The sequence below is a fragment of the Micromonospora sp. TSRI0369 genome (genome assembly GCF_001905625.1).
GTDB classification, from domain to species: domain Bacteria; phylum Actinomycetota; class Actinomycetes; order Mycobacteriales; family Micromonosporaceae; genus Micromonospora; species Micromonospora echinospora_A.
The window spans coordinates 61,592-86,001 of the sequence record NZ_LIVU01000011.1 but is presented as its reverse complement, the minus strand read 5'-3'; the positions used below and the strand labels follow the sequence as shown (position 1 = coordinate 86,001).

The following is a 24,410-nucleotide window of genomic DNA, read 5'->3' as shown; positions in this document are numbered from 1 at the left end:
GGAGGCGCACATGTCCCGGACCATCCTTGACGTCGACGACGAGCTCCTGGCCGAGGCCGCCGAGATCCTCGGCACGGGCACCAAGAAGGCCACTGTCAACGCCGCGCTGCAGGAAGTGGTCAACCGGGAGAAGCGCCGGGAGTTCGCCGACTGGCTCAAGAGCGGCGGCCTGCCGGACCTCACCGACCCGCAGCAGGCGTCGAAGCCCGAAGCGGCATGACGCAGGAGCGCTACCTTCTCGACAAGTCCGCGCTGGCCAGGTGGCCGAAACCTGCCGTGGCAACCGTCCTGGACGAGTTGTCCGAGCGCGGTCTCCTGGCGGTCTGCGGGGCGGTCGAGATCGAGGTGGTGCACAGCGCCCGCTCGGCCACGGACGCGAAGCGCGCGCGATGGCTGCTCCGCGGCTTTGACTGGCTCGCCATGCCGGACGACATCTGGGATCGGGCGATCGACGTGCAGGTGCAGGCGCTGCACAAGGGCAACCACCGGGCGCTCTCGATGGCCGATCTGCTGATCGCCGCCACCGCCGAACGGCATGGCGTGACCGTCCTGCACTACGACGGCGACTTCGACCTGATCACCGCGATCACCGGGCAGCCGACGACGTGGGTCGTCCCGGCCGGAAAGGCCGACTGACCGGCTCCGGCCCTCGAGGGTCGGGTGGGGCCGCCGCGAGCAGCGCCGAGGCGTCCAGGACGAGCCCGTTCGCCGACCGCCCGTCGGCCCCGGCTCGTGCACACTCCGCTTCCGGTGCGGTAAGCGGGCGTTCTCATCGCGGCCGGAACCGCCGGGAGCACTCACCGTCGTGTCCGGGCCGGAGCAGACACCGCTGCCCACCGGACAGCAACAGGTCGCAGAACACCCAGTGACGGACGTTCTGGTCGTCCTCCGCCGAGACCGTGGTGCCGCCGGGCTCGGTCTGCGGCAGGACGTGCGACCAGTGCGCCACCACCCGGGCCAGCCGCTGAGCGGAGAGCAGGTCGTTGACGACGACCGGCAGGTGGATCACCCAGCGCTCGGTCACCTGTCGTACCCCCGTTCGTTGCGGGCCCGGGCCTGCTCCGACTGCCAGCGGCGCAGCGCGTTCTCGATCCGGTCGGTCTCCCGGCGGCTCTGCGCCAGCGCGTCGTAGACGACGGCCAGGTCACCGGCGACGCGGTCGAGGAACTCCCGCACCTCCTGCGGGTCGAGCCCGCGCCGGCCCAGTTGGGTCGTCCGGAAGCTCCGCTCACGGACCTGCCACGGGCGCAGGGGCTGGTAGGCGGACGAGCGGTAGCAGGTCGATCCGAGGACCGATCGCCGGCGACGCCGGACACGCCGGAGGAAGACGCGCATGACAGGACCTGCCCCTCACCGTCGAGATCGAACCGTGGAAGGGCGGGCCCACCGGCCCGCCCCGCACCGGCGGACCCACCCCGGCACCTGCCACCGCAGCCTTCGACCAGCAGTACGTCAGCAGGGCACAACGCGTGGCCCAGGTCGACACCCGATGACCCAGCCGATCCGGCCACTCACTCATCGTGCAGTGGACCGCCCCCTTTGCGCAACTCCCGATTCGGGATGATGTCATTGCGAAGCTCGTCCGGTTCCGCCACACTGACCGGCATGACTGGAAGCCCGACCGTCCGACGTCGACGCCTGGCCGCTGCCCTCCGTCGCCTCCGTGAGCAGACCGGCATGACCGCCGACCAGGCCGCCAAGGAGGTGGGGATCTCGAAGTCGGCGATCAGCCGCATCGAGAACGCCCAGGTGTCCGTCATGCCGCCGGTCGCCCGTGGACTTCTTGAGCTGTACGGCGTGGAGGGCGACGAGGTGGACGCACTCGTCCAGGTCGCCCGCGATGCCCGCAAGCGCGGCTGGTGGCAGGCGTACGACGACGTGCTGCCGGACTGGTTCGAGGTTTACGTCGGGCTGGAGGCCGAGGCGTCCGAGATCCGCGCGTTCGAGCCACAACTGATTCCGGGTCTACTCCAGACCGCCGACTATGCCCGCGCGATCATCCGCGCCGAGCACCCGGACGCCCCGACCGACGAGGTGGACCGGCGGGTCGAGTTGCGCATGCGCCGTCAGGACACCGAGACTCCGCCGAAACTCTGGGTGGTGCTGGACGAGGCAGCGCTACGGCGGCCGGTCGGCGGCGCGGAGCTGTTCGCGGCGCAGCTGCGACGACTGGCCGAGGAGGCGGACCGGCCCGGCCGCACCATCCAGATCCTGACCTTCGGCGCGGGCGAGTACGGGTCGATGGGCAGCGCCTTCAGCGTGCTGACCTTCCCCGAGCCGGCCGATCCGGGGGTCGTCTACGTCGAGACCCGCGCGGGTAGCCTCTATCTCGAAGGCCAACAGGTGAGGGAGTACAGCCGCGTCTTCGAGCACCTGGTCGCCACGGCGGCCGGCGCCCGGGAGTCGCGCGACCTCATCCTGGGGGCGATCGACGAGCTATGAGAGGACGGCGCGGGTGGAAGAGGCCAACCAGGCGACGATGACCTGGCGCAAGAGCACCCGTAGCAACGGTTCCGGAAACTGCGTCGAGGTCGCCGACAACCTGCCCGGCGTGGTCGGGCTACGCGACAGCAAGGACCCGCGCGGTCCCATCCTCGCCTTCGACCCGGCAGCCTGGTCGACCTTCGTCGCGAGCGTCAAGGACGAGACGTTCCGGAACTGAACGCGGCAGGCATCGCCTGCGCACCCTGCCCTACGATCCGATGCCTGAAGCCTCCGCGCTTCGTAGCTTCGCAAGGGCGCGCAGGTACTCGTCCTCCACGATCCGGTCGAACGCTGCTGGCTGCGCCCCCGCGTGCACGACCTTTCGCGTAAGCCGCGCCTGCTCCCAGAACCTCAAGCCGATCTCGGTGGCGAAGATGTCAGCCGCCAGCAGACCTCGCAACTGGCTCTCAGGCATCCCGCCCAGTTGCCAGGTCGCGGCCCAGAAGTTGAGGATCAGATTGATGTAGGCCCGCTGCCTTCGCCGTTCAGGGGCAGGGTCCTGGGTCAGCGACCCCCAGCACTCCATCAGCACGGCATCGTCTATGGCCATCTTGAGCAACAAGGCGTGCTGGTCACGTTGCGCGTATTCCAATGCGATGCGGGCCTGCCTGTTTTGACTGATGGTGGTGGCGACCACACCCACGAGAGCCAGCGCGGACAGAAGCATGGAGACCGAGCCGTAGGCTTGGCCGATATTCGCCAAGCGCTCCCAGTCGGTACTCGGATCGAAGGCGTAGTCGATCAGGGGCGGGGAGAGCAGCAGCGCAAGCCCTCCCAAGAAGACCAACAACGCCCAGACGGCTACGCCGCGAACACTCCTCATCTACGCAAGGCTAGTTCTCCCATCAAAGTTGATCAATCAAGCGCCCGCCCCTGGCGCCCCGACCCTCCTGGCTCTGCACTCACCGCAGGTCCGGCACGCCGTGCGGCAGGTTCTGGTGTGCGGGTGGGTGTGCCGGGTATGACGGAAACATGAGGGCGAGTTTCCGTCTGGGTCGGATCGCCGGCGTACCGGTCGGCGTCAACTGGAGTGTCCTGGTCATCTTCGTGCTGATCGCGTGGGCGCTGTCGGCGAGCCTTTTCCCCGCCTCGTACCCCGGTCACTCCCCCGTCGCCTACGTCGCGGCCGGCCTGGCCGCCGCTGTGGTCTTCTTCGTCGGCCTGCTCGCCCACGAGGTGGCGCACGCGGTCGTCGCCAAGCGCAACGGCATCGAGGTCGAGGGGATCACGCTGTGGCTGTTCGGCGGTGTCGCCGAGCTGAAGGGCGAGGCGAAGGACCCGGGCGCCGAGCTGCGGATCGCCGGGGTCGGGCCGCTGGTCAGCCTGATCCTCGGCGTGTTCTTCGCGGCGATCGCGGTGGCCGTCGCCGCCGCGGGCGGGCACGGGCTGCTGCTCGGCGCGCTGGCCTGGCTGGCGGGCATCAACGTACTGCTGGCGATCTTCAACGTGCTGCCCGCCGCCCCGCTGGACGGCGGGCGGCTGCTGCGCGCGGCGGTCTGGAAGTTCACCGGCGACCGGACGAAGGCGTCGGTGGTGGCGGCCCGCGCGGGCTGGGTGCTCGGCGTCGTGCTGATCGGGCTCGGGCTGTGGCGGTTCTTCACCGGCGCCGGGTTCGGCGGCCTCTGGCTGGCGCTGATCGGCTGGTTCCTGCTCGGCGCCGCCGGCCAGGAGGAACGCGCCGCCCGGATGGGCGACGCGCTGCGCGGCATCCGGGTCGGCGACGTGATGACGCCACAGCCGCAGACCGCGTCCGGCGACCTCACAGTGGCCGACTTCGTCGACCACTACCTTTTCGCGTACCGGCACTCGGCGCTGCCGCTCACCGTCGACGGCAGGCCGGTCGGTCTGGTCACGCTCGATCGGGTACGCGGCATCGCGGCGGACCGCCGCGCCTCGACCACGCTGGCCGAGGTGTCCTGCCGCGCCGACGAACTGGTGCTCGCCCGCCCGGACGAGCAGCTCACCGACCTGCTGCCCCGCCTCAACGAGTGCACCGACGGCCGGGCACTCGTGGTGATCGACGACCAGTTGGTCGGCATCGTCTCGCCCAGCGACATCAGCCGGGCGGTCCAGCGCGGCAGTCTCCGCCAGCAGACGCCGGCCGGGCGCTGAGGTCAGTCTCGGGGGAAGTAGCGGTCCAGCTCGGCGGTGCGGAACTTTCCCTTCGGGTCGAACTCGCGCAGCAGCTTGGCGAAGTCCTCATGTCGGGGGTACGCGGCGGCGGGATCGCGCTCGAACAGCTTGCCCCAGTGCGGGCGCGGCGCGAACGGGGCGAGCCGCTCCTCCACCTCGGCCAGCACCGGCGCGACAGCCACCGGGTCGCCGATCCAGGTGAAGTGCAGCGCCAGCGAGTCGCGCCGGAAGTTCGGGCTCAGCCACAGCTCGTCGGCGGCGATCGTCCGCAGCTCGCAGATCTGGAGCACGGCGGCGATCCGCTCGGCGACCGGGTCGAGCGCGGCGAGCGCCGCCGTCGCGTCGCTGCGGGCCACGTGCCACTCGGACTGCAGCTCGTCGCCGCTGCTGGGTGTGAAGCCGAGCCGGAAGTGCGGCAGCCGCTCGTGCCACGGCCCCGGCTCGCCGAGCTGCGCGGTGCAGTGCTCCGGTGACATGCCGGGCACCGGGTGCCGGGGCGAGTCGGCGGCCACCGTGTCCAGCCAGTCGGCGGGCGGCGGGGCCTGATCGGCGTACTGCTTCACCCACACCTGGTCGAAGCGCTCGGAGCGCCACGAGGTGAAGACGCTGACGCTGTACGCGGCGTCGAGCGCCTCGTCCAGCGCGGCGCGGGGCAGGCCCAGACGGACGTGCTGCCGGATCTCGTACGTGGGCACCACGTCGAGCGTGAGCCGGGTGACCACGCCCAGCGCGCCCAGGTTGACCACCAGCCCGGCGAACCGCGGATCGCTGCGGTCGACGGTGATCAGGTCGCCGTCGGCGGTGACCAGTTCCAGCGCGGCGACGGCGGCGGCGAGGTTGCGGTTCCGCGCGCCGGAGCCGTGGGTGGCGGTGGCGACCGAGCCGGCCACCGAGATGTGCGGCAGCGACGCGAGGTTCGCCAGCGCGTACCCCTGAGCCTGGAGCTCGGTGGCCAGATCGCCGTAGCGGACGCCGGCCGCGACGGTGACGGCGCCGCGGTCCGGGTCGAGCGCGACGGCAGGTGGCAGGCCGTCCAGCGCGATCTGGGTGCCTGTGGTGTCGCCGAGCCGGTTGAACGAGTGGCCGGTGCCGACGGCCCGGACCAGGTCGGCGTCCGCGACCAGCCGCCGCAGTTCGTCGGTCGAGGTCGGCCGCGATCGGGTACGCGCCGACCAGCTGACGTTTCCGGCCCAGTTGGTGTCCGTCATGCGCTGCATCATCCGCCATCATGCGCCGGCAGGGTTGCCCCGGCCACTCGGCGGGAATCCTGGCGGAATGAGCAGCTACCGCGACCCGAGCCTCCGCGGCGACGTGTACCCGTCGGAGGAGGAGATCGACCCGACCGGCGTGGACTCCGACCTCACCGGCACCACGCCTCCCGCGACCGCCCCGGTGCCGGGGCCCACGCCGGAGCCCGAGCCCGCCCCGGTGCCCCACCCGGGGCCGCCGCCGCGCCAGGCGTCGGGCCGGTCGATCGTGACCCGGCACCTGGACGGCTCCGTCGAGGTGGTGACCGACCTCGACGGCGACGGCGTGGCCGACGTGGTGCAGGTCGACCTGGACGGCGACGGTGTGCCCGACGTGACGTACCTGGACATCGACCGCGACGGCCGCCTCGACACCGTCCGCCGCGCAACCCCACGCTGACCACCCCTGGCCGCCCGGCGCTCGCGCGACTCGGCGACGATCTTGGAGTTCTGACGCCCGGATTGTCGCGTGCACGAGGCTTGGCTCCACGATCTGGGGGCGCCCACACCGTTGATCATGCAGTTACCGCCCCGACAAGAGCGGTAAATCCGGCACCGAAAGGGCCGCAACTGCAAGATCGCGGGGCTTGTGGGGGTGGCGCGGGAGTGCCTCCCGTAACGTGAGATTGTCGTTCCGCGAGGTGGGACCGATGGAGATCTTGGTACCAAAGGGCCCCTATGGGGGCCGTTTGGCACCAAGATCTCGACGGAGCCGGGAGGCGGGACGGCCGGCGGGCAGGGGGCGGGTCAGACGTGGGGCATCACCTCGGCGGCTACCAGCTCCAGGTGGTCCAGGTCGGCCAGGTCGAGCACCTGGAGGTAGGCGCGGGAGCTGCCCGTCTCGGCGTACCGGCCGAGCGTCTCGACCACCTCGGCGGGCGTGCCGGCGGCGCCGTTCGCGCGCAACTCGTCCGGGTCGCGGCCGATCGCCTCGGCGCGGCGCTTCACCTCGGCCTCGTTGCGGCCGCAGCAGAGCACGAGCGCGTTGGACCAGGCCATCGTGGACGGGTCGCGGTCGATCTCGGTGCAGGCGTCGCGTACCCGCTGGAACTGCGCCACGGTGTCCTCGACCGAGACGAACGGCAGGTTGAACTCGTCGGCGTACCGGGCGGCCAGGCGGGGTGTGCGCTTCGGTCCCATGCCGCCGAGCAGGATCGGCGGGCGGGGGCGCTGCACCGGCTTGGGCAGCGCGGGCGAGTCGCTGACCGGGTAGTACGTGCCGGGGAAGTCGAACGTGGAGCCCGCCGGGGTGGACCAGAGCCCGGTGATCACGGCGAGCTGCTCCTCCAGCCGGTCGAACCGCTCCCCCAGCGGCGGGAACGGGATGCCGTACGCGGCGTGCTCCTCGGCGTACCAGGCGGTGCCGATGCCCAGCTCGACCCGGCCGCCGCTCATCTGGTCGACCTGCGCCACGGTGATCGCCAGCGGACCTGGTAGCCGGAACGTGGCGGCGCTCATCAGCGTGCCGAGCCGGATCCGGGTGGTGTCGCGGGCCAGCCCGGCGAGCGTGGTCCAGGCGTCGGTCGGGCCGGGGTCACCGCTCACCGAGCCCATCTTCAGGTAGTGGTCGGAGCGGAAGAACGCGGCGAAGCCGGTCTCCTCCGCGCGCCGGGCCACCGCGAGGAGCTGGTCGTAGGTGGCGCCCTGCTGGGGCTCGGTGAAGATCCGCAGTTCCATGCCCCGAGCATATGGAGCGGCCCGGGGCTCGGCAGCGCGACCCACTATTCCTTGCCAGGCATATAACCGATGCGGCATATTAGGGCCGTGACAGTCGACGCCTTCGCCGTGCTGGCCGAGCCCTCCCGGCGCCGCATCCTGGACCGGCTGCGCCGGGCGGAGAGCAGCGTCGGCGAGCTGGTGGACGCGCTGGGCATGAGCCAGCCGGCCGTCTCCAAGCACCTGCGCGTGCTCCGCGACGCCGGCCTGGTCACCTGCCGTACTGCGGCGCAGCGGCGGATCTACCGCGTCGACACCGCGCCGCTACAAGCAGTCGACGACTGGCTCGGGCCGTACCGGTCGATGTGGACCGCGCACCTCGACGCCCTGGAACGCCATCTCGACAGTCAGGAGTGACAGATGGACCGCGACACGTTCCGACCCGGCCCGCTCGCCCGGGTGACGCTGACAGCCGAAAACGAACTGGTCTTCGTCCGCGACCTGCGGCACCCGCCGGAGACCGTGTGGGCCGCGCTCACCGACCCGGATCGGCTCGCCGAGTGGGCGCCGTTCCTGACCGACCGCGACCTGGGCCGCCCCGGTGACGCCGTGCTCAGCGCCGTCGACGGCGACCAGACCTACCCGGCGGCGGCCCGTGTGCTGCGCGCCGACCGGCCGCACCTGCTGGAGTACACCTGGGGCGACGACCTGCTGCGCTGGGAGCTGACGGCGAACGGCGACGGCACCACGCTCACGCTGCGGCACCGGGTCGGCGGTCCCGACCTCGCCGCGATGACGGCCGCCGGCTGGCACCTCTGCCTCGACGTCGCCGCCCGTCTGCTCGACGGCGACCCGGTCGGCCCGATCCGGGGCGCGCAGGCGAAGGACTTCGGCTGGGCGGAACTGCGCGACGCGTACGCCGACCGCCTCGACGGCTCCTGACTACGCGTCGAGGTGGTCGGCGGGCGCGGTCTGCAGCAGCCAGGCGAGCGGCATCCGGGCGTGCTCGGTGTACCGGCCGTCGCCACCGAGTTCGTGGAGCGTGACGGTCTGCGCGCCGTCCCGCTCCACGACCCAGTAACGGGGGATGCCGGCGGAGGCGTACTCCCGGGCCTTCGTCACCGAGTCCATCGTTTCCGAGCCGGGCGAGACGATCTCGACCACCAGCACCAGGTCGGCCACGGCGGACCACACACGACGGCTGGGCGGCTTCCGCCATACAGTGATGTCGGGGATCCGGCCACCGTCCCCGCTGGGCCCCGGCACCCGCACTCCGACGGCCTGGAGCACCTGCTCGGCGGGCCAGCCCGCCATGATCAGCCAGGCGAAGATCCGGCTCGCGATGATGGCGTGCTCGGAGTCGGGCGGCGGCATGACCGACAGAACCCCCTCGGGGCTGGTCTCGTAGCGGTGACCGTTCGGGTCGGCGGCATTCATCGTCGCCACGTCGTCGAGCGTCACGACGGCAGGCATGTGCATGCCGACTGCCTCAGCGCTCATGACGCCATCCTATGGCAGCGGCAGGCGTAGCCGCGGCATCCGGCCCGTCACCCGGTGCGGCGGCGCAGCCAGCCGGCGGCACCACCGACCAGCGTCGTCCCGATGGTGGTGCCGATGGCCACCAGCGCCGCACCGACCGCCCACAGGCCGGTGTCGTCGGTCGAGGCGGCGTGCACCGCCCACGGGACGGTGAACGCCACTGTCATCACTGTTGCCACCAGCCAGATGTTCAGCCACCAGCCGGCGACGGCGGCCAGCGCGCCCAGGGTCAGCACCGCGGCGGCGACCTGCCAGACCGCGTACGGCCCGCTCATGTCGCCGGTCTGCGGGTCCACGGTCCAGCCGGACTCCCAGCTCAGCCAGGCCACCCAGGCGCCGGCCGTGGCCAGCGCCAGGAACAGACCGCCGAGCAGCGTACGTCTCGTTGTCACGCCTTCGATCCTGCCCGGCCGGCGGGGCGGGCGAATGAGCACGCGTACTCGATTTCGCCGCCGCGCACACGGCGGTGTGCGCGGCGTGTGCGCCCGGTGCCAGCGGCCCCGGTCATCGTCGGCGTCATGAGTTACGCATTCGAGGCAGAGGGCCTGGTCAAGCGGTTCGGTACGACGACCGCGCTGGCCGGGATCGACCTCGCCGCACGCCGGGGGACCGTGCTGGGGGTGCTGGGGCCCAACGGCGCCGGCAAGACCACAGCGGTGCGGATCCTCGCCACACTGTTGCGCCCGGACGAGGGGCGCGCCACTGTCGGCGGCCACGACGTGGTCACCGACGCCGCCCGGGTACGGCGGCTGATCGGCCTGACCGGCCAGTACGCCTCGGTCGACGAGGACCTGACCGGCACCCAGAACCTGGTGCTGATCGGCCGGCTGCTCGACCTGAGCCGTCGTGAGGCCCGGGCGCGGGCGGCGGAGCTGCTCGCCTGGTTCGGCCTGACCGACGCGGCCGGGCGCCCGGCCAAGACGTACTCCGGTGGCATGCGCCGTCGCCTGGACCTGGCCGCGAGCCTGGTCGGCCGGCCGGAGGTGATCTACCTGGACGAGCCGACGACCGGGCTGGACCCGGCCAAGCGGGAGGAGATGTGGGGCGTGGTCCGCTCACTTGTCGACGACGGGTCGACGGTGCTGCTGACCACGCAGTACCTGGACGAGGCCGACGCGCTCGCCGACGAGATCTCGGTGATCGACCACGGCCGGGTGATCGCGCACGGTACGCCGGGCGAGCTGAAGCGGATCGCCGGCAGTCAGACGATCGTGGTCCGGCCGACCGATCCGGGCCGGATCGGCGCTGTCGCCGAGATCCTGCGCGCCGCCACCGGGGCCGATCCCGAGCTGCCCCGGCCGGGCGTGCTCACCGTGCCGGTGGACGACGACGCCCCGTTCACCGCTGTGGTCCGCCGGCTCGACGAGGCCGGCATCGGGGTGGTCGAGCTGGCGCTGCGGCTGCCCAGCCTCGACGAGGTGTTCTTCACGTTGACCGGCCACGGCGCCGAGGAGCCCACGGAGGTGGCGGCATGACCACGACGACGCGTACGGCGACGCCGCCGCCCCGGACCGGCACGCCCCGCGCCTCCGCCCGTCCGTTCGGGCTGGTCCGGCACAGTCTCGCGCTGGCCGGCCGCAGCCTGATCAAGACGATCCGGACCCCGGAGCAACTGCTCGACGTCACGCTCCAGCCGGTCGTCTTCGTGCTGATCTTCGTCTACCTGCTCGGCGGCGCGGTCGCCGGCTCACAGCACGAGTACCTGCAGTTCCTGCTTCCCGCGATCATGGTGCAGACCGTGCTGTTCGCGTCCATCGCCACCGGCGTCAGCCTCAACACCGACGTGGAGAAGGGCGTCTTCGACAGGTTCCGCAGCCTGCCCATCGCCCGGTCCGCGCCGCTCGTCGGCTCGGTGGTCGGCGACCTGGTCCGATTCGTGGTCTCCATCGTGGTGCTGCTGGGGTTCGGGTACGCGCTCGGCTTCCGGATCGGCACCGATCCGCTGTCCGCGCTCGCCGCCTGCCTGCTCACCATCGCGTTCGCGTTCGCGGTCAGCTGGATCGGCGTGCTGCTCGGGGTGCTGATGCGCAGCCCGGGCGCGGTGCAGGGCACGGCGTTCCTGCTGCTGTTCCCGCTGACCTTCGGCACCAACATGATGGTGCCGACGGACACGCTGCCCGGCTGGTTGCAGTGGTGGGTCGGGGTCAACCCGGTGGCCGACGTGATGGAGGCGGCACGGGGTCTGATGATCGGTGGCCCGGTGGCCGGTCCGGTGACCCGGTCGCTGCTCTGGACCGTGGCCATCATCGCGGTGTTCGCGCCGCTCGCCGTCCGCGCCTACCGCCGCCGCGCCTGACCGCGCCTCATCCAGCCGGGTCGCCGCCCACGAACGTCAGGGCGTCGGCCCGGCTCAGGCCGTGACCCCGGGCGTACGCGGCGGCGTACCCGTCCTCACCCAGCTCGGCGCGCAGCCGCTCGGCGAGCCGCTGCGCGTCCGGGTTGGAGCGGTCCGGCCGACCGCGCAGCGAGTCGGAGACGCCCAGCAGTTCGGCGGCCCGCTCGTACCGGCCCTCCGCCGCCGCCAACGCCACCCAGCCGACCGTGACGATCGCGACCACCGGCATGTCCCGGGCGGCGAGAGCCCGCGTGGTCGCCTCGTCGAGGCACCGGCGCGCACCCGGGAGGTCACCGCGGGCCAACGCCAGGTGGCCCGTCTCGGCCAGCAGCAGGCCACGGAACTGCGGGGCGACCAGCGGCGTCTCGGCCTGGCGGCGCATCGCCTCGGCGAGGCACTCCTGCGCCTCGTCCAGCGAGCCCTCGGAGCGGGCGATGCTGCCGAGCATCATCAGCCCGAACGCGCCGTCCCGGCCGTCCCGGTCGGTCACGAACCGGCGCAGCTCGGCCTTGGCGCCGGTGACGTCGCCGGAGCGGGCCCGGATGGCGGCGAGCCAGATGAGTTGGAAGCCCGGCTCCGAGGCCGGGTTGAGTTCCCGGGCCAGCCGCACCGACTCCTCCAGCGCCGCGGTCGCCGCGTCGAAGTCGCCGCGTTTGGTGAGCGCGTCCGCGTACTCGCTGAGCACGTGCGACAGGCTCATCCGCTCGCCGACCGCGCGCAGCTCCGCGGCGGCGACGGTCAGGTCACGCAGCATGCCCTCGGCGTCGCCGTCGTTCTCCTTGAACTTGCCGCGCATCCCCAGCAACGTGCCGTCGGTCCACGGGTCGGGGTGCCCGCGCGCCCGGTCGATCGCCGCGATCCCGGCCGCCGTGTCGTCGCCGAAGATCGACAGCATCGGTGCGAGCAGCCCCACGATCGGATGTTTGGTCCCCTCCGCCGCCCGCAGGGTCGTGGTCAGCTCGGCGATCTGCTCCGGCGTCGGCCCCTGCTCGCCGCGTGCCAGCTCCGAACCGATGCGGATGGCGAGCACCACCGCCCGCTCCTCCGCCGGAGCCGGGCCGGGCAGCGCCAGCGCGCGGGCCAGCACGTCACCGCCGATGCCGCCGTCGTCGCCCCAGATCACCAGCGGCAACGCCAGCCCTGCGCCGATCCGCAGCGCGGTGTCGGCGTCACCGGCGTCGCAGGCGTAGTGCAGCGCGCCGACGATGTTCTCCCGTTCCGCCTCCAGCAGCCGCAGCCACGGCAGCTGACCGGCCGTGCGCAGGTGCGGCTCCGCGGTCCGGACCAGCTCCCGGAAGTACGCCGCGTGCGCGGCCCGCGCCCCGCCCACCGCCCCGGCGGCGGCGAGCCGTTCCAGCCCGTACTCCCGGATGGTCTCCAGCATCCGGAACCGCCCGTCGCCGACCACCTGGAGCAGCGACTTGTCCACGAGCGCGTCGAGCAGCGCGGCGGCGGCCGGGCCGGCGACGCCCGCGGCCGAGTCGGCGGTGACCGACGCCGGGAAGACCGCGAGCCGTTCGGCGAGCTGCCGCTCGTCGTCGGTGAGCAACCCCCAGCTCCAGTCCACCACCGCCCGCAGCGTGCGGTGCCGGGGCAGCGCGGTGCGGCTGCCGCCGGTCAGCAGCCGGAACCGGTCGTCCAGACCGGCCGCGACCTGCCGCGGCGACAGCGTGCGCAGCCGCGCCGCCGCGAGTTCGATGGCCAGCGGCAGGCCGTCGAGCCGCCGGCAGATCTCCACCGCTGCCGCCACGTTCTCGCCGGTCACCGCGAACCCGGGCCGCACTGCTGCGGCCCGGTCGCGCAGCAACTGCACCGACGGGTACGCGAGCGCGTCTTCAGGCGTCGCGTCCGCCGGTGGCAGCCGCAACGGAGGTACGGGTTCCAGCACCTCGCCGACGATGCCCAGCGGCTCCCGGGAGGTGGCCAGCACGCGCAGCCCCGGACAGCGGCCGAGCAGGTCCTCGGCGAGCCGGGCGGCGGCCTCGACGACGTGTTCGCAGTTGTCCAGCACGATCAGCGTCTCGTCGGTGGCGATCGTGTCCACCAGGCGGCCGAGTGTGTCGCGGGCCGGTTGGCGTACCGGTTCCAGCGTCCGGTCCCGCCGGCCGAGCGTGTCGAGCACGGCCCGTGGCACGTCCGCCGGGTCGGTGATCGGCGCCAGCTCGACCAGCCACGCCCCGCCGGGTACGCCGTCGGCGAGCCGGCCCGCCGTCACGCTCGCCAGCCGCGTCTTGCCCGCTCCGCCCGGCCCGAGCAGGGTCACCAGGCGGTTGCCGGCGAGCAGCCCGGTGAGCCGGCGCAGGTCCTCGTCGCGCCCGACGAACGTGGTGAGCGCGGTCCGCAGGTTGCCCCGCCGCGCCGCAGGCTGCTGCGGTGCCGTCTCGCCGCGCAGCAGTTCCAGATGCGCGGCCCGCAACTGGGGCGACGGGTCGACGCCCAGCTCGTCGGCGAGCCGCTGCCGGATCCGCTCGTACGCGGCGAGCGCCTCGGCGGGCCGCCCGGCGGCGGCGAGCGTGCGCAGGTGCAGTTCGGCCAGCCGCTCCCGCAGCGGATGCGCGGCGGTCAGCTCCCCCAGCTCGGCGACGATCAGCTCGGGCCGCCCGGTGCGCAGCTCCGCTTCGATCCGGTCCTCCTGCGCGGTGAGCCGCAGCTCCGCCAGCCGCGCCACCGCTGCCGCCGCGTACGGCGCGTCGGTGACCTCGGCCAGCGCCGGCCCGCGCCACAGCGCGAGCGCGTCGCGCAACGCCGTCCGCGCCGTCGCCGCGTCGCCGTCGCGAAGCGCCGCCCGCCCCTGCCGGGTCAGCCGCTCGAACCGCCCGGCGTCCACGTCGTCCGGGTCCAGGTCGAGCAGGTAGCCCGCCGGGCTGCTGCGTACGCCGAGCCCGGGCACCGCCCGGCGCAGCCGGGACACGAGCGTCTGCACGGCGTTCGGGGTGTCGGTCGGCGGCTCGTCACCCCAGAGCGCCTCAGCCAGCGCGGGCACGCTCACCGGCCGGCCCGGGTCCAGGGCGAGGCGGATCAGCAGCGCCCGCAGCCGCGCCCCGGCGACGTCGACCGGCCGATCGCCGTCGCGGACCTCAAGCGGCCCGAGGATCCCCACCCGCACCATGCCACTCTCTCATCCGCCGTCGAACCGACGGTGGCAAGATCGCGGGCGTGACGAGTGTGTCCCGCCCGCTGCCGCGGCTCGTGCCGGCCGAGGCGTTCGCGGACGTCCCCGCCGACCGCCTCCTGGCGGTGCTGGAGGCGGTCACTATGGTCCTCACGCTCCCCCACCGCGCCGCCGAGCGGGTGGACGCGCTGGTGGTGGCCACCGGTCAGGGCGAGGACTGGCGTCTCACCGACGCGATCCGCGCCTGGGAGACCGGCCCGGCGCTGCGGCACCTGCTGGTGGCGAACACCGACTCGGCCGAGCGGACCTACCGCCCGCTCACGCTGAACCGGTTGCGCGGGCTCGGCCTGCGCCGGGTCGACGGGGTCGTGCTCCAGGCCGAGCCGGTCACCGGCACCGGCCGGCAGGCCGCATGGGTCGTGGAGCAGGTGCGGACGCTGGGCATCGGCAGCGTCGCGCTCGTCGTCTCGCCGTACCACCTGGTCCGGGTCTATCTCACAGTGCTGCGGGCCTGCGACGACGCCGGCCTGCGGATCCCGATGGTTCCGCTGCCCGTGGCTGTCGCACCGGACGCCCCGGTACCGGAGACCGGCGCGGCCGGGTACGACCTGGTGGCCGGCGAGGTCAGCCGGCTGCTCCGCTATCCCGGCCAGGGGTGGATCGCCACCCCGGAACGGCTACGCGACTACCTGCGCTGGCTCTGGTCCGAGCACCACCCTCTGCTCACCGGCGCCTGACGGTCACCCAACCTGCGGAAGGCGTCCTCGATCGCGGTGCGGTCCAGAAGGGGATCTTCCGGCCTCATGCCACGTCCAACTCGTGCGCGGAGACGTAGACGCCACGGCGACGGAACGCGGCCGGCGCGTGAACCACCGCGTCCACTCGGGCGGCTCGCGTGTTGAACGGGAACCAGAACCGCCGCAGCGACCGTGTCTCGACCCACGGCGGCGCACCGCGCCCGTCCTTCGCGCTCAGATGCTCGACCAGCGCTGCCAGAAACACGTCCCAGTGCTCGTCGCCGGTGGGTGCCGGCTCCTCGTCCAGCAACCCCACGCGGGTCTCGCGCGGTTCCCAGCGGAACTCCTCCAGGAACTCCGCCACCAACCGCCAGCGCCGGCTGTCGTCCGCCTCGACGAGCAACGCGCCCAGCCGCGCCACAGTCAACGGCTCGTAGCTCGCAGCATGTCTCCCCACCCAGCCGACGCTAGTACACGGACGGCACCGTGGCGGAAACGGCGCGACGACGGCGAACCCACGCCCCGGCCGCAGAGGGTCGGGCCGAGCGGGCTACGCGTCGGGGATCCGGACCGTGAGCACCCGGGTGAGGACGCGGAAGCCGGCCGCGTCGTACATGCGGCGGGCCGGGTTGCCGTCGACCACCGACAGGCCGACGGACGGCAGTCCCGCCTCCCGCGCGCCGCGCAACGCGTGGACGAGCAGCGCCCGCCCGAACCCGCGCCGCTGTGCCCGGGGCGCGACACCGAGGTTGAGGATCCAGACGCAGTCGTCGTCGGTCCACGGCACCGGCCCGGCGCACAGCACGTGCCCGGCGCTGCGGCCGTCCGGGTCGATCAGCCGGGCCGAGGCGGGCACCAGGGGCGGCACCGGCTCACCGGTGTCGAACATCGCCCGCACCTGGTCGGTGTCGCTGGGCTGCCAGCGGCCGTCCGGGTGGTCCGGGCCGTACGCCGCGTCCAGCCCTGCGGCGAGGTCGTCGTCCCAGCCGGGTGCGCCGAGCGACCAGCCGTCCGGCAGCGCCACCGGCGCGGGCACGTCGGTCAGGTCGTGCCGCATGTCAGTGGCGGCCCGGCTCAGCTTCAGCCCGTCGGCCACCAGCGCCGCCGCCAGCGCCTCGTCCGGCGTCTCCAGCCGATGCCCGGCGAGGTCACGCCGCACCTGCGCGACGAGCCGGGTGAACGGCGCCCCGGGTAGCGCCCGGACGTCGGCCGCGACCCGCGTGCCGTCGTCGTCCCGCAGCCGCATCCGGGCAAGCGGCACGTCGTCGGCATCGAACAGCAGCGAGTAGTGGAGGTGCGGTCGTACCGGCATTCGCGGCAGCGTACCCGGCGCGCCCCGCCCCCGCTTCCCCGCCGATCTTGGAGTTGTGGCGCCTGAATCGCCCTACTCGGTGGCATTTGTCAACCGCCACAACTCCAAGATCGACTAGTGCGCCCGCGGGCGGCCAGGGCGCGGGCCTAGGGTTGGGGGGTGAGCAGGGTCGATCGGGGCAGCCGGACGATCGCCGCCACACCGGCGGCCGTCTACGACGCGCTCGTGGACCGGGCCGCCCTGGAGGCGTGGCTGCCGCCGGACGGGATGCGCGGGCGGATCGAGCGGTGGGATCCGCGCCCGGGTGGCGGGTTCCGGATGGTGCTCACCTACCTCGATCCGGCGGGCAGCCCGGGCAAGACGTCGGACGCCACCGACGTGGTCGACGTCGGGTTCGCCGAACTCGTACCGGCGCGCCGGGTGACGCAGACGGCCGTGTTCCAGGCCGACGACCCGGCGTACGCGGGCACCATGACCATGACGTGGCACCTCGCGGCGGCCGGCGACGGCACCGCTGTGACTGTCACCGCCACCGGCGTACCGCCGGGCATCGACCAGGCGGCGCACGAGGAGGGCATCGCGTCCTCGCTGGCGCACCTGGCCGCGCACCTCGAACCGGGCGGCTGACCTCGGCGGACGCCGGGATTGGCGGCGGCTTTTGCGGGTAGCCGCCGGCGGTGACCGGGCAGCGGGAGGGGCGCGGCGGCCGGCGGGGGTCGTCGCGGCGCGCCGGCCTGGACGCGGAACGGTTCGACGAGGCGTGGGAGCGCGTGAACGAGCGCGGCCGGGCCGCCGGGCGGGACCGGATGCAGCAGCTGCGCGTCAAGTCCGTACTCGCCGTGCAGGCCGGTCTGGCGGCGGCGCTGGCCTGGGCCGTCGCGCGCTGGCTCACCGGCATGCCGAGCCCGATCTTCGCCCCGGCAGCCGCGGTCGCGGTGATCACCTCGTCGCTCGGGCAGCGACTCTCCAACACCGTCGAGCTGCTCGCCGGGGTGACGCTCGGCATCATCGTGTCGGATCTGCTGATCGGCGCCGTCGGCGCCGGGGTGTGGCAGACCGGCGTGATCGTCGCGGCGTCCGTCCTGGTCGCGCTGGCATTGAGTACGCGGGGCGGGATCGTGGGCAACGCCAGCGGTACGGCGGTGCTGCTCGGCGCGCTCTCCTCGTCCCGGCACACGCTGGAGTTCCCCCGCTTCGTCGACGCGCTGATCGGCGGCGGCGTGGGACTGGTGGTGACACTGCTGCTGGTGCCGATCAACCCGCTGCGGATCATGCGGCGGGTGGCCGCGCCGACGCTGCGGCAACTCGCCGGCCAGCTCGCGGCGACCGCCGCCGCGCTACGGCGACGCGACCACGATCTGGCCGACCGGGCGCTGAGCCGGTCGCAGGCGATCGGCACGGACCTGGGCCGGTTCTGGGACGTCTTCGGCGGCGCGAAGGAGACCGTCGAACTCGCCCCGGCCCGGTGGCCGAGGCGGCGATCCGTTCAGCACTACCAGCTCGGCGCGCCGGACGTGGACCAGGCGGTCTGGAACACCCGCGTGCTGGCCCGGCGGGCCGTGGTGCTGATCGAGGACGGGGAGCCGATACCGGAGAGCCTGCCGGAGGCCGTGGAGGCGCTCGGCGCGGCGGTGCACGCCGTACAGGAGGAGGTTCTCGCGGACCAGGGTCCGGAGGACGCCCGCCGGCACGCGCTGAACGCGGTGGCCGCGGCCACGCGCGCGGAACTCGCCGGGACCGGGCTGTCCGGCACGGTGATCGTCGGGCAGGTGCGGACCGCCGCGAGCGACATCCTCCAGGCGACCGGGATGGACCGGGAGGAGGCGCTGCGGCGCATCCGGGAGGTGGCCGCCGCGCAGTCGTGATCCGGTCAGGCGTCCCCGCGGACGCGGGCGTGCAGGTGCATGTCGTGCCGCCCGTCGTCGTGCACCGCCGCGCTGCGCTTCGTGCCCTCCAGCCGGAAGCCGGCCTTGACCGCCACCCGGCACGACGCGACGTTGCCGGTCGAGTGGTCCAGCCAGAGCCGGTGCAGCCGGCCGTCCGCGAGCGCCCACGCGCTCAGCGCCCGCAGCGCGCCGGAGGCCACGCCCGTGCCGCGGGCGGCCGGAACCACCCAGTACGCGCACCCGGCCTCGCCGTCGTCGAGGTTGAAGCCGCCCAGCACCATGCGGCCCACCAGCTCGTCGCCCCGGGTCACCGCCCAGCTCGCGCCCGTCTCCTCCTGCCAGGAGCGACGGAGGTGGGCGAACCACTGCAGGACCTGCTCCGGCGACGCGGGCCGGCGGGTGTGCCAGCGGCGGATCTCCGGATCCTGGTACGCGGCCAGGACGGTCGGCGCGTCCCCGTCCGCCCAGGGGCGCAGGACCAGGCCGCCCTCGGCGGGCAACGTCGGTTGCGGGCCGGCGGCCAACGAACCGGCGGGAACGGCGGGCGGTGTGGACACCGGAAAGCGCATGCCCGACTCTCCCCCGCGGACCACCCCGCGTGTCAATCCGGTTCAGATCGTCAGCAGCCCTCCGTTGCGGGTGTCGCGAGGGGCCAGCCGCCCGGCTAGGGTGCGCCGGTGGCAGCGACGGCAGCGGGCGCCTTCCGGCGTACGCCAGGGGAACGGGCTGACCAGCGACTCGCCTGGAATCGCGCGGACCAGCCGTTCTTCGCCGCCGGGGCCTGCCACATCCTGGCCTGGGTGTGCCGGGACACCTATCCGGACCGCCCGATCGGCCTCGCGGGGTTGCGGTTCGCGGGCGAGCGCCACGTCTTCCACGTGTACGCGACCTGGGCGGACTGGGCGTTCGACCACGCCGGATGGAACCCGGAGGCGTACCGGACGCGGCTGACCGCCCGCGGCGCGCACGGACGGGCTGGGCCCGCCGTCGTCGGGGCGGGCCCAGCCTCGCGCCGGTTCGGAGGGGCGCGTCGATCAGCGCCGGGTCGGGCTCGGCGACGGGACGACGGCGTCGTCGGACCGTACCCCCGGATTGCGCGGGTCCCGCGGACCGATCGGAACCGGCGACGCCACGCCCGGCGGAGCCGGAAGCGCGCTGTCCGGCCTGGTCGGGTCCTCCGGGCTGACCGGGACGGGCGACGGCGCGGCCGGATTGCTCGGGTTTTCAGGGCCGACCGGGACCGGCGACGGCGCGACCGGGTTGCTCGGGTCCTCCGGGCCGACCGGGACCGGCGACGGCACGCCCGGCGGCGGCTCGACGGGCTCGCTCCGGCCCGGCTGCGGGACGCTCGTTCCCGGCTGCGGTGAGATCACGGCGTCGTCGCTCCGGCCGGCGTATGCGAACGGCGCGCTGATCACGAGCACCGCGAGGACGCCCGCCGCGCCTGCTGCCACCGTGTTGCGTCGACGGCTACGCGCGCGCCGTTCCGCCCTGGTCAATGAGTCCCGCACAGTCGGTGCCTCCTCGGCGATGTCGGTGAGGGTGGAGCGGAGCAGACCTTCGAACGGATCACTCATCGCTGCATCTCCAGAAGCTCGCTGTCCGGCAGGATCTGACGCAGTCGGGTGACCGCCCGGTGGGTCCGGCTGCGTACCGTCCCGACCGAACAGCCCAGCAGTTCGGCGACCTGGGCCTCCGGCAGGTCCTCGTAGTAGCGCAGGACCACAACCGTGCGCTGCGCCGGTGGCAGTTGCCACAGCGCGGCCCGCAGCGCCAGCCGGACGTCCGTACCTCCGGCAGGGTCCGCCACCACCGGCTCGTGCCCGCCGACCGGCGACTCCCGGCGGCGGCGCAACCGTCGCCACCAGCTCACCTGCTCCCGGTACATGACGGCGCGGAGGTAGCCCTCCGGGTCGGCGTGCCGGATGGTCCGCCACTTCGGAATGATCTTCGACAGCGCCGACTGGAACAGGCCCTCGGCGCTGCTGCGGTCACCGGTAAGCAGGTAGGCGACCCGTATCAGCGCCGGCGCCCGGCTCGCCACGAACTCGGCCAGCACTGCCCGCTCGTCCTCTTCCACCGCACCACCCTCGTCTCCTCGTTCACCAGTGACAGACGCGCGGAGACGCCGCCGCTATCCCGAAATCGGCGACCATCCTGCTCGGGAGTTCCGCCTACACTGCGCCGCGTGGACCAGGCCGCACCGCACACAGTCAGCTCGCTCGCGTACGACCTGCGGGCGCTCGGCGTCACCTCCGGTGACGTCCTGCTGCTGCACTCGTCGTACCGGAGTCTCGGGTTCGTCGCCGGAGGCACCGAGGCAGTGGTGCTGGCGCTGCTGGAGGCGCTCGGTCCGGAGGGCACCCTCGTCGTCCCGACGCAAACGCGCGAGAACACGGATCCGGCCGGGTGGCGGCATCCGCCCGTACCGGAGGCGTGGTGGCCCGTCATCCGCGAGCAGACGCCCGGCTTCGACCCGGCGCGCACGCCGAGCCGGTGGATGGGCGCCGTCGCCGAGACGGTACGCACCTGGCCGGGCGCCCGCCGCAGCGACCATCCGCAGGTGTCGTTCGCCGCGCTCGGCGCGCACGCCGCCGACGTCGTGGACGGACACCGCCTCGACGACGCGCTGGGCGAGCACTCACCGCTGGGCGCGGTCTACCGGCTCGACGGCACGGTGCTGCTGCTCGGCTGCGAACACAGCTCCAACACCTCGCTGCACCTGGCGGAATGGCGGCAGGCGTCGCCGCCGCGGGCGGTGACGGGCTCGGCGGTACGGCTGCCGGACGGGACGAGCCGGTGGACCACGTGGACCGACGTCGTCACCGACGAGGACGACTTCGACCGGCTGGGCGCCGACTTCGAGGTCACCGGCGGCGCGACGATCGGCCGCGTCGGAAGCGCGACCGCCCGGCTGATGCGCCAACGCGCCCTGGTCGACTTCGCCACCGCCTGGATGGCCGCCAACCGCACGGGCTGATCGCCGGCCCGTCCGCCGCCCGGCATCACACGACGGACGGGGCACTCGACTCACGCGTGGCGTTCTTCGTTCTCCTCGCCAGGGGGACGCTGGCGGAGCGGCTCGGTCGTGTGGCCTTCGGACGGCGGCGGCACCAACAGAGCGGTCGGGGTCCACACCCGACGGGCCAGCGACCGAAGGGCTTATGAGATCAAGTTCGACGGCATCGAACGCATCCCGCCTTCGGGTACGGTGACGCTTCACGAGTCGCGCCCTTACCGTCGAAGACCTCGCCGTTCAGGAGGTGACGCGCGTGCGCAGGACCAGCCGCGTGTTGTGCTGGCCGCTCAGCGTCTGCCTGATGGCGACGCCGGCAGCCTGTACGTCCTCAAGCGGTACCGGCCAGGGTGAGGCCAGACCAGCCGCACCAACTGCGTCTCTGGGCACCGACCCCGGCGCGTCCCCGTCGGCTGACGTGAGCGCCGGACCGGAGTCGTGCACCGTATCCGTCGATGCGATCAAGGAACCGCCGGCGGGTTATCGGCTCGTGGGAGAGGACGTTGCGGTACCTGCCCGGCCGGTGCTTCAAGCAGAGGAATCGGGGGAACCGGACCCGGCAGCCCGGCTGTTCGCCAAATGGGGACTGGTCGTACGCGGCGGCGCAGTGGTTGATCTTCGGGTGGCAGCCGGCTGGGAGGACAAGGCGCGCCTCGGATGGGGCTCGTCAGTGGTGCCGGCCGTGAGCGCCCACGTGCGTGCCTGCGCATCTGCCGATGACCGACCTGAGTGGCTGGCCTTCGTCGGCGGCACGTGGGTTGCGCGACCAACCTGCCTACCGCTCACCATCACGTCGCGGGGGCAGACGGCGCACGTACAACTAGGTGTCGGTGTCCCCTGCGACGGAACCAAACCGCCGAGTTCGTAGGAATCCTGAGCTTGAGGCTTACTTGTCTAGGGCTCGAGCGTGGTGGGCATGCCGAAGGCGGCGACGTGACGGGCACCGATGAAGGCGTTGCTCTCTACGATCTTCCCGTTCTCGATCCGGAGTACGTCGACGACCAACGCCTCGTAGTGCCGGCTGCCGGGCCGGCGGAGATAGTTGATCAGTGCCGGGCGCCCGTTGGCCGAGGTGGGGAACGTACGCCAGTCGAGCGGTCGGCCGAGGAACTCCGCGGCCGCGTCGATCCCGACGACCGGCGGCTCGGGCGGCATCGTGATCCGTACGTCCTCGGCGAGCAGTGCCCGGATCGTCTCCGGGTCCTTCGCGTCGGCGTAGCGGCGCAGGATCTCTTCGTCCTCACGGGTGAGCTGCGGGCGGCGCCAGTCCGTCGGGTCCGACGGAGCGCGCCGCCGGAGGGTGTGGCGGGCCCGCTGGAGGAGGCTGTTGACTGCAGCTACGGCGGTGTCGAGCGCGGCGGCGATCTCCTGCGGCGTCCAGCCGTGGACGTCGCGCAGCACGAAGGCCGCCCGCTGCCGCGGCGGCAGGTACATGAGCGCTGCGATCACGGCCAGCTCGACGGTCTCCCGGGCGGCGAGACCGGTCTGCGGGTCGTCGGCCAGCAGGGCGTCGGGATAGGGACCGAGCTCGGTGGACCACTCCAGCGGATCACCGTACGGTAGCGTCCGGTGACCGGCCGCCTTGCGGCTGTCGAGGAAGACGTTCGTGGCGATCCGGTACAACCAGGTGCGCGCCGACGCCCGGCCCTCGAAGCGGTGGCGAGCCCGCCAGGCACGCAGGAAGGTCTCCTGCACCAGGTCGTCCGCGTCGGTGACGTTCCCGGCGAGGCGGTAGCAGTGGAGGTGCAGCTCACGCCGGTGCTCGTCGAAGGCGCGCTGCAGCCAGATTGCCTTCTCGTCCGGCGAGTCGGGCATGTGATTTCCCTGGGGCTGAGTGGTGCTCACAACCGTACTGACGACCGTGGACCCCATCCGTCATCGGTCACCGATGACAATCGCCGGCTCGGTCGTCTGTACCTGTGACCGATCCCCACTCCACGAGGGAGACAGCCATGACGGCAACCCCCGCGTCCAGCGCCGCCGCACCCCCGGTCGTCGACCGGGAGACCTGGCTGCGCAAGCGCGACGAACTGCTGGTACGGGAGAAGGCCCACACCCGTAAAGGAGATGCGATCGCCGCTGCTCGTCGTCAGCTGCCGATGACCTTGATGCCGACGGTGACGGTGCGGGGCCCGGGCGGGGACACCCCGCTGGTCGAGGTGTTCGAGGGCCGCCGGATGCTCATCGCGTACTTCCACATGTGGCACGACGGCAATCCGTACGAGCATCAGTGTGAGGGGTGCACCTTCTCGACCTGTCACATGCAGACGCTGGACTACCTGCACGCTCGGGACGTCACCTACGCCGTGTTCTGCGAGGGTCCCTACGACGAAAGCGCCCCGTTCGCGGAGTTCATGGGCTACCGGTTCCCCTGGTATTCGGCGAAAGACTCCGACCCGGCTCTGGCCGACGGTCGTCACTTCGGGTTCATCGCGTGCTACCTGCGCGACGGCGACAAGGTCTACGAGACCTACTGGACCACCGGGCGGGGCGTGGAGGCGTTGATGACCACCTACCACGCTCTGGATCTCACGGTGTATGGCCGGCAGGAGAACTGGGAGAACTCGCCTGAAGGCTGGCCGCGGGTCGCCGGGCACCCGTGGCGTCTCGACGGCCGCCCCACCGCGCAATGGTCGCGCCCCGGCGTCGCACCCCGATGACGTCCTGATCGTGGTTGAGCTGGGAAAACGGCTGGCGGGGCGGGCGGGGTTCGACCGCGCCACCGAGGAATCATGAGATCAAGATGGGCGACCCAGCGACCTGCCTGAATGGGCTCTCACCAGCGGAAACACCTCTCGATATCTCTCACCACTCCCCAGCGGCGGTCGGCCTCTTGCGGAATGGGTGCGAACTGCCCGCAAGCCTCTCGTTCCGCAAGAGGCGCTACCCATCGAGCGCATTCTGCCACGCCGACAGCTCCTGTCGAAGCCGTCCCACCTCATCAGGTGGGGCG

Annotated in this window: 29 protein-coding genes; 15 read left to right on the top strand and 14 right to left on the bottom strand. The window is 72.8% G+C overall.

Annotation, left to right across the window (positions count from 1 at the left end; all coding sequences use genetic code 11):
• Positions 1 to 10 precede the first annotated feature (10 nt).
• Positions 11 to 220, top strand: a complete 210-nt coding sequence (locus tag AMK25_RS27375) for a type II toxin-antitoxin system VapB family antitoxin (protein WP_073831258.1) — start codon at positions 11 to 13, stop codon at positions 218 to 220.
• Positions 217 to 636: a PIN domain nuclease gene (locus tag AMK25_RS27370; protein WP_073831257.1), complete on the top strand. Its 420-nt coding sequence runs from the start codon at positions 217 to 219 to the stop codon at positions 634 to 636. Before AMK25_RS27375 ends, AMK25_RS27370 begins: the two co-directional genes overlap by 4 nt.
• Before the next feature lie 133 nt (positions 637 to 769).
• Here AMK25_RS27370 and AMK25_RS27365 read toward each other — a convergent pair whose 3' ends face one another.
• Positions 770 to 1,024 carry a hypothetical protein gene (locus AMK25_RS27365; protein ID WP_043329135.1) on the bottom strand — a complete coding sequence of 85 codons (255 nt, stop codon included), beginning with the start codon at positions 1,022 to 1,024 and terminating at the stop codon, positions 770 to 772.
• Entirely contained in the window at positions 1,021 to 1,335 is a 315-nt protein-coding gene (locus tag AMK25_RS27360) for a DivIVA domain-containing protein (protein ID WP_073831256.1), read from the bottom strand. The genes AMK25_RS27365 and AMK25_RS27360 overlap by 4 nt, the downstream gene beginning before the upstream one ends.
• Before the next feature lie 270 nt (positions 1,336 to 1,605).
• Here AMK25_RS27360 and AMK25_RS27355 point away from each other — a divergent pair, with 270 nt between their 5' ends.
• Both AMK25_RS27355 and AMK25_RS27350 read left to right on the top strand, forming a co-directional pair.
• A complete protein-coding gene (locus tag AMK25_RS27355) occupies positions 1,606 to 2,442 on the top strand; it encodes a helix-turn-helix domain-containing protein (protein WP_073831255.1) in 837 nt (278 codons plus the stop codon).
• Positions 2,443 to 2,479: 37 nt separating this feature from the next.
• On the top strand, positions 2,480 to 2,662 hold the full coding sequence (locus tag AMK25_RS27350) for a DUF397 domain-containing protein (RefSeq protein WP_073831307.1): 183 nt from the start codon (positions 2,480 to 2,482) through the stop codon (positions 2,660 to 2,662).
• A 30-nt stretch (positions 2,663 to 2,692) separates the two neighbouring features.
• Here the strand turns inward: AMK25_RS27350 and AMK25_RS27345 are convergent, their stop codons facing one another.
• Positions 2,693 to 3,307: a DUF6082 family protein gene (locus AMK25_RS27345; protein WP_073831254.1), complete on the bottom strand. Its 615-nt coding sequence runs from the start codon at positions 3,305 to 3,307 to the stop codon at positions 2,693 to 2,695.
• Positions 3,308 to 3,456: 149 nt separating this feature from the next.
• On the opposite strand from AMK25_RS27345, the gene AMK25_RS27340 reads away from it, so the two are divergent.
• The gene (locus AMK25_RS27340) at positions 3,457 to 4,596 is read left to right on the top strand and encodes a site-2 protease family protein (RefSeq protein ID WP_073831253.1); all 1,140 of its coding nucleotides are present in this window, start codon (positions 3,457 to 3,459) and stop codon (positions 4,594 to 4,596) included.
• Positions 4,597 to 4,598: 2 nt separating this feature from the next.
• Here the strand turns inward: AMK25_RS27340 and AMK25_RS27335 are convergent, their stop codons facing one another.
• On the bottom strand, positions 4,599 to 5,825 hold the full coding sequence (locus AMK25_RS27335) for an FAD-binding protein (protein ID WP_073831306.1): 1,227 nt from the start codon (positions 5,823 to 5,825) through the stop codon (positions 4,599 to 4,601).
• Between the two features lie 67 nt (positions 5,826 to 5,892).
• On the opposite strand from AMK25_RS27335, the gene AMK25_RS27330 reads away from it, so the two are divergent.
• A complete protein-coding gene (locus AMK25_RS27330) occupies positions 5,893 to 6,264 on the top strand; it encodes a hypothetical protein (protein ID WP_073831252.1) in 372 nt (123 codons plus the stop codon).
• Between the two features lie 347 nt (positions 6,265 to 6,611).
• Here the strand turns inward: AMK25_RS27330 and AMK25_RS27325 are convergent, their stop codons facing one another.
• Positions 6,612 to 7,541, bottom strand: coding sequence for an LLM class F420-dependent oxidoreductase (locus tag AMK25_RS27325; RefSeq protein WP_073831251.1), 930 nt, complete (start codon positions 7,539 to 7,541; stop codon positions 6,612 to 6,614).
• Between the two features lie 87 nt (positions 7,542 to 7,628).
• Here AMK25_RS27325 and AMK25_RS27320 point away from each other — a divergent pair, with 87 nt between their 5' ends.
• Together AMK25_RS27320 and AMK25_RS27315 are read left to right on the top strand one after the other, a co-directional pair.
• On the top strand, positions 7,629 to 7,937 hold the full coding sequence (locus tag AMK25_RS27320) for an ArsR/SmtB family transcription factor (protein ID WP_241826507.1): 309 nt from the start codon (positions 7,629 to 7,631) through the stop codon (positions 7,935 to 7,937).
• 3 nt (positions 7,938 to 7,940) lie between these two features.
• Complete coding sequence (locus tag AMK25_RS27315; protein WP_073831249.1) at positions 7,941 to 8,462, top strand: SRPBCC family protein; 522 nt, start codon at positions 7,941 to 7,943, stop codon at positions 8,460 to 8,462.
• On the opposite strand, the gene AMK25_RS27310 is transcribed toward AMK25_RS27315, so the two are convergent.
• Together AMK25_RS27310 and AMK25_RS27305 are read right to left on the bottom strand one after the other, a co-directional pair.
• A complete protein-coding gene (locus AMK25_RS27310) occupies positions 8,463 to 9,020 on the bottom strand; it encodes a Uma2 family endonuclease (protein WP_073831248.1) in 558 nt (185 codons plus the stop codon). It abuts the gene before it with no gap.
• A gap of 47 nt (positions 9,021 to 9,067) precedes the next feature.
• Positions 9,068 to 9,451 (bottom strand): hypothetical protein, encoded by a 384-nt coding sequence (locus tag AMK25_RS27305; protein ID WP_043329122.1) that lies wholly within the window; start codon positions 9,449 to 9,451, stop codon positions 9,068 to 9,070.
• Between the two features lie 126 nt (positions 9,452 to 9,577).
• Between AMK25_RS27305 and AMK25_RS27300 the strand changes: the two genes are divergently transcribed.
• Together AMK25_RS27300 and AMK25_RS27295 are read left to right on the top strand one after the other, a co-directional pair.
• The gene (locus AMK25_RS27300) at positions 9,578 to 10,534 is read left to right on the top strand and encodes an ATP-binding cassette domain-containing protein (protein WP_073831305.1); all 957 of its coding nucleotides are present in this window, start codon (positions 9,578 to 9,580) and stop codon (positions 10,532 to 10,534) included.
• Positions 10,531 to 11,355: an ABC transporter permease gene (locus AMK25_RS27295; protein WP_073831247.1), complete on the top strand. Its 825-nt coding sequence runs from the start codon at positions 10,531 to 10,533 to the stop codon at positions 11,353 to 11,355. Before AMK25_RS27300 ends, AMK25_RS27295 begins: the two co-directional genes overlap by 4 nt.
• A gap of 7 nt (positions 11,356 to 11,362) precedes the next feature.
• Here the strand turns inward: AMK25_RS27295 and AMK25_RS27290 are convergent, their stop codons facing one another.
• Positions 11,363 to 14,503 carry a BTAD domain-containing putative transcriptional regulator gene (locus tag AMK25_RS27290; protein ID WP_083664839.1) on the bottom strand — a complete coding sequence of 1,047 codons (3,141 nt, stop codon included), beginning with the start codon at positions 14,501 to 14,503 and terminating at the stop codon, positions 11,363 to 11,365.
• 47 nt (positions 14,504 to 14,550) lie between these two features.
• Between AMK25_RS27290 and AMK25_RS27285 the strand changes: the two genes are divergently transcribed.
• Positions 14,551 to 15,243 carry a hypothetical protein gene (locus AMK25_RS27285; protein WP_443189930.1) on the top strand — a complete coding sequence of 231 codons (693 nt, stop codon included), beginning with the start codon at positions 14,551 to 14,553 and terminating at the stop codon, positions 15,241 to 15,243.
• Positions 15,244 to 15,307: 64 nt separating this feature from the next.
• Here the strand turns inward: AMK25_RS27285 and AMK25_RS27280 are convergent, their stop codons facing one another.
• Both AMK25_RS27280 and AMK25_RS27275 read right to left on the bottom strand, forming a co-directional pair.
• Positions 15,308 to 15,700: a hypothetical protein gene (locus AMK25_RS27280; RefSeq protein ID WP_143194799.1), complete on the bottom strand. Its 393-nt coding sequence runs from the start codon at positions 15,698 to 15,700 to the stop codon at positions 15,308 to 15,310.
• Between the two features lie 93 nt (positions 15,701 to 15,793).
• The gene (locus tag AMK25_RS27275; protein ID WP_073831244.1) at positions 15,794 to 16,555 is read right to left on the bottom strand and encodes a GNAT family N-acetyltransferase; all 762 of its coding nucleotides are present in this window, start codon (positions 16,553 to 16,555) and stop codon (positions 15,794 to 15,796) included.
• Between the two features lie 159 nt (positions 16,556 to 16,714).
• Here AMK25_RS27275 and AMK25_RS27270 point away from each other — a divergent pair, with 159 nt between their 5' ends.
• Together AMK25_RS27270 and AMK25_RS27265 are read left to right on the top strand one after the other, a co-directional pair.
• Positions 16,715 to 17,182: an SRPBCC family protein gene (locus AMK25_RS27270; RefSeq protein ID WP_073831243.1), complete on the top strand. Its 468-nt coding sequence runs from the start codon at positions 16,715 to 16,717 to the stop codon at positions 17,180 to 17,182.
• Positions 17,183 to 17,232: 50 nt separating this feature from the next.
• On the top strand, positions 17,233 to 18,420 hold the full coding sequence (locus AMK25_RS27265) for an FUSC family protein (protein ID WP_073831242.1): 1,188 nt from the start codon (positions 17,233 to 17,235) through the stop codon (positions 18,418 to 18,420).
• Between the two features lie 5 nt (positions 18,421 to 18,425).
• Here AMK25_RS27265 and AMK25_RS27260 read toward each other — a convergent pair whose 3' ends face one another.
• The 3 genes from AMK25_RS27260 to AMK25_RS27245 all read right to left on the bottom strand — a co-directional run bounded on the left by AMK25_RS27260 (position 18,426) and on the right by AMK25_RS27245 (position 20,521).
• Entirely contained in the window at positions 18,426 to 19,010 is a 585-nt protein-coding gene (locus tag AMK25_RS27260; protein ID WP_073831241.1) for a GNAT family N-acetyltransferase, read from the bottom strand.
• Positions 19,011 to 19,475: 465 nt separating this feature from the next.
• Complete coding sequence (locus tag AMK25_RS27250) at positions 19,476 to 20,018, bottom strand: hypothetical protein (RefSeq protein WP_241826506.1); 543 nt, start codon at positions 20,016 to 20,018, stop codon at positions 19,476 to 19,478.
• Positions 20,015 to 20,521, bottom strand: a complete 507-nt coding sequence (locus AMK25_RS27245) for a SigE family RNA polymerase sigma factor (protein WP_073831240.1) — start codon at positions 20,519 to 20,521, stop codon at positions 20,015 to 20,017. Before AMK25_RS27245 ends, AMK25_RS27250 begins: the two co-directional genes overlap by 4 nt.
• Before the next feature lie 108 nt (positions 20,522 to 20,629).
• Between AMK25_RS27245 and AMK25_RS27240 the strand changes: the two genes are divergently transcribed.
• Complete coding sequence (locus AMK25_RS27240; protein WP_073831239.1) at positions 20,630 to 21,421, top strand: aminoglycoside N(3)-acetyltransferase; 792 nt, start codon at positions 20,630 to 20,632, stop codon at positions 21,419 to 21,421.
• Positions 21,422 to 22,351: 930 nt separating this feature from the next.
• On the opposite strand, the gene AMK25_RS27230 is transcribed toward AMK25_RS27240, so the two are convergent.
• Complete coding sequence (locus tag AMK25_RS27230; protein WP_073831237.1) at positions 22,352 to 23,272, bottom strand: RNA polymerase subunit sigma-70; 921 nt, start codon at positions 23,270 to 23,272, stop codon at positions 22,352 to 22,354.
• 137 nt (positions 23,273 to 23,409) lie between these two features.
• Between AMK25_RS27230 and AMK25_RS27225 the strand changes: the two genes are divergently transcribed.
• Positions 23,410 to 24,117 carry a DUF899 family protein gene (locus AMK25_RS27225; protein ID WP_073831303.1) on the top strand — a complete coding sequence of 236 codons (708 nt, stop codon included), beginning with the start codon at positions 23,410 to 23,412 and terminating at the stop codon, positions 24,115 to 24,117.
• Positions 24,118 to 24,410: the final 293 nt, after the last annotated feature.

Bases quoted from the DNA above. Each gene is read 5' to 3' on its own strand.
- AMK25_RS27375 (WP_073831258.1), top strand. From the start codon at position 11: ATGTCCCGGACCATCCTTGACGTCGACGACGAGCTCCTGGCCGAGGCC.
- AMK25_RS27370 (WP_073831257.1), top strand. From the start codon at position 217: ATGACGCAGGAGCGCTACCTTCTCGACAAGTCCGCGCTGGCCAGGTGG.
- AMK25_RS27360 (WP_073831256.1), bottom strand. From the start codon at position 1,335: ATGCGCGTCTTCCTCCGGCGTGTCCGGCGTCGCCGGCGATCGGTCCTC.
- AMK25_RS27355 (WP_073831255.1), top strand. From the start codon at position 1,606: ATGACTGGAAGCCCGACCGTCCGACGTCGACGCCTGGCCGCTGCCCTC.
- AMK25_RS27350 (WP_073831307.1), top strand. From the start codon at position 2,480: ATGACCTGGCGCAAGAGCACCCGTAGCAACGGTTCCGGAAACTGCGTC.
- AMK25_RS27345 (WP_073831254.1), bottom strand. From the start codon at position 3,307: ATGAGGAGTGTTCGCGGCGTAGCCGTCTGGGCGTTGTTGGTCTTCTTG.
- AMK25_RS27340 (WP_073831253.1), top strand. From the start codon at position 3,457: ATGAGGGCGAGTTTCCGTCTGGGTCGGATCGCCGGCGTACCGGTCGGC.
- AMK25_RS27335 (WP_073831306.1), bottom strand. From the start codon at position 5,825: ATGACGGACACCAACTGGGCCGGAAACGTCAGCTGGTCGGCGCGTACC.
- AMK25_RS27330 (WP_073831252.1), top strand. From the start codon at position 5,893: ATGAGCAGCTACCGCGACCCGAGCCTCCGCGGCGACGTGTACCCGTCG.
- AMK25_RS27325 (WP_073831251.1), bottom strand. From the start codon at position 7,541: ATGGAACTGCGGATCTTCACCGAGCCCCAGCAGGGCGCCACCTACGAC.
- AMK25_RS27315 (WP_073831249.1), top strand. From the start codon at position 7,941: ATGGACCGCGACACGTTCCGACCCGGCCCGCTCGCCCGGGTGACGCTG.
- AMK25_RS27310 (WP_073831248.1), bottom strand. From the start codon at position 9,020: ATGAGCGCTGAGGCAGTCGGCATGCACATGCCTGCCGTCGTGACGCTC.
- AMK25_RS27300 (WP_073831305.1), top strand. From the start codon at position 9,578: ATGAGTTACGCATTCGAGGCAGAGGGCCTGGTCAAGCGGTTCGGTACG.
- AMK25_RS27295 (WP_073831247.1), top strand. From the start codon at position 10,531: ATGACCACGACGACGCGTACGGCGACGCCGCCGCCCCGGACCGGCACG.
- AMK25_RS27290 (WP_083664839.1), bottom strand. From the start codon at position 14,503: ATGGTGCGGGTGGGGATCCTCGGGCCGCTTGAGGTCCGCGACGGCGAT.
- AMK25_RS27275 (WP_073831244.1), bottom strand. From the start codon at position 16,555: ATGCCGGTACGACCGCACCTCCACTACTCGCTGCTGTTCGATGCCGAC.
- AMK25_RS27260 (WP_073831241.1), bottom strand. From the start codon at position 19,010: ATGCGCTTTCCGGTGTCCACACCGCCCGCCGTTCCCGCCGGTTCGTTG.
- AMK25_RS27250 (WP_241826506.1), bottom strand. From the start codon at position 20,018: ATGAGTGATCCGTTCGAAGGTCTGCTCCGCTCCACCCTCACCGACATC.
- AMK25_RS27230 (WP_073831237.1), bottom strand. From the start codon at position 23,272: ATGCCCGACTCGCCGGACGAGAAGGCAATCTGGCTGCAGCGCGCCTTC.
- AMK25_RS27225 (WP_073831303.1), top strand. From the start codon at position 23,410: ATGACGGCAACCCCCGCGTCCAGCGCCGCCGCACCCCCGGTCGTCGAC.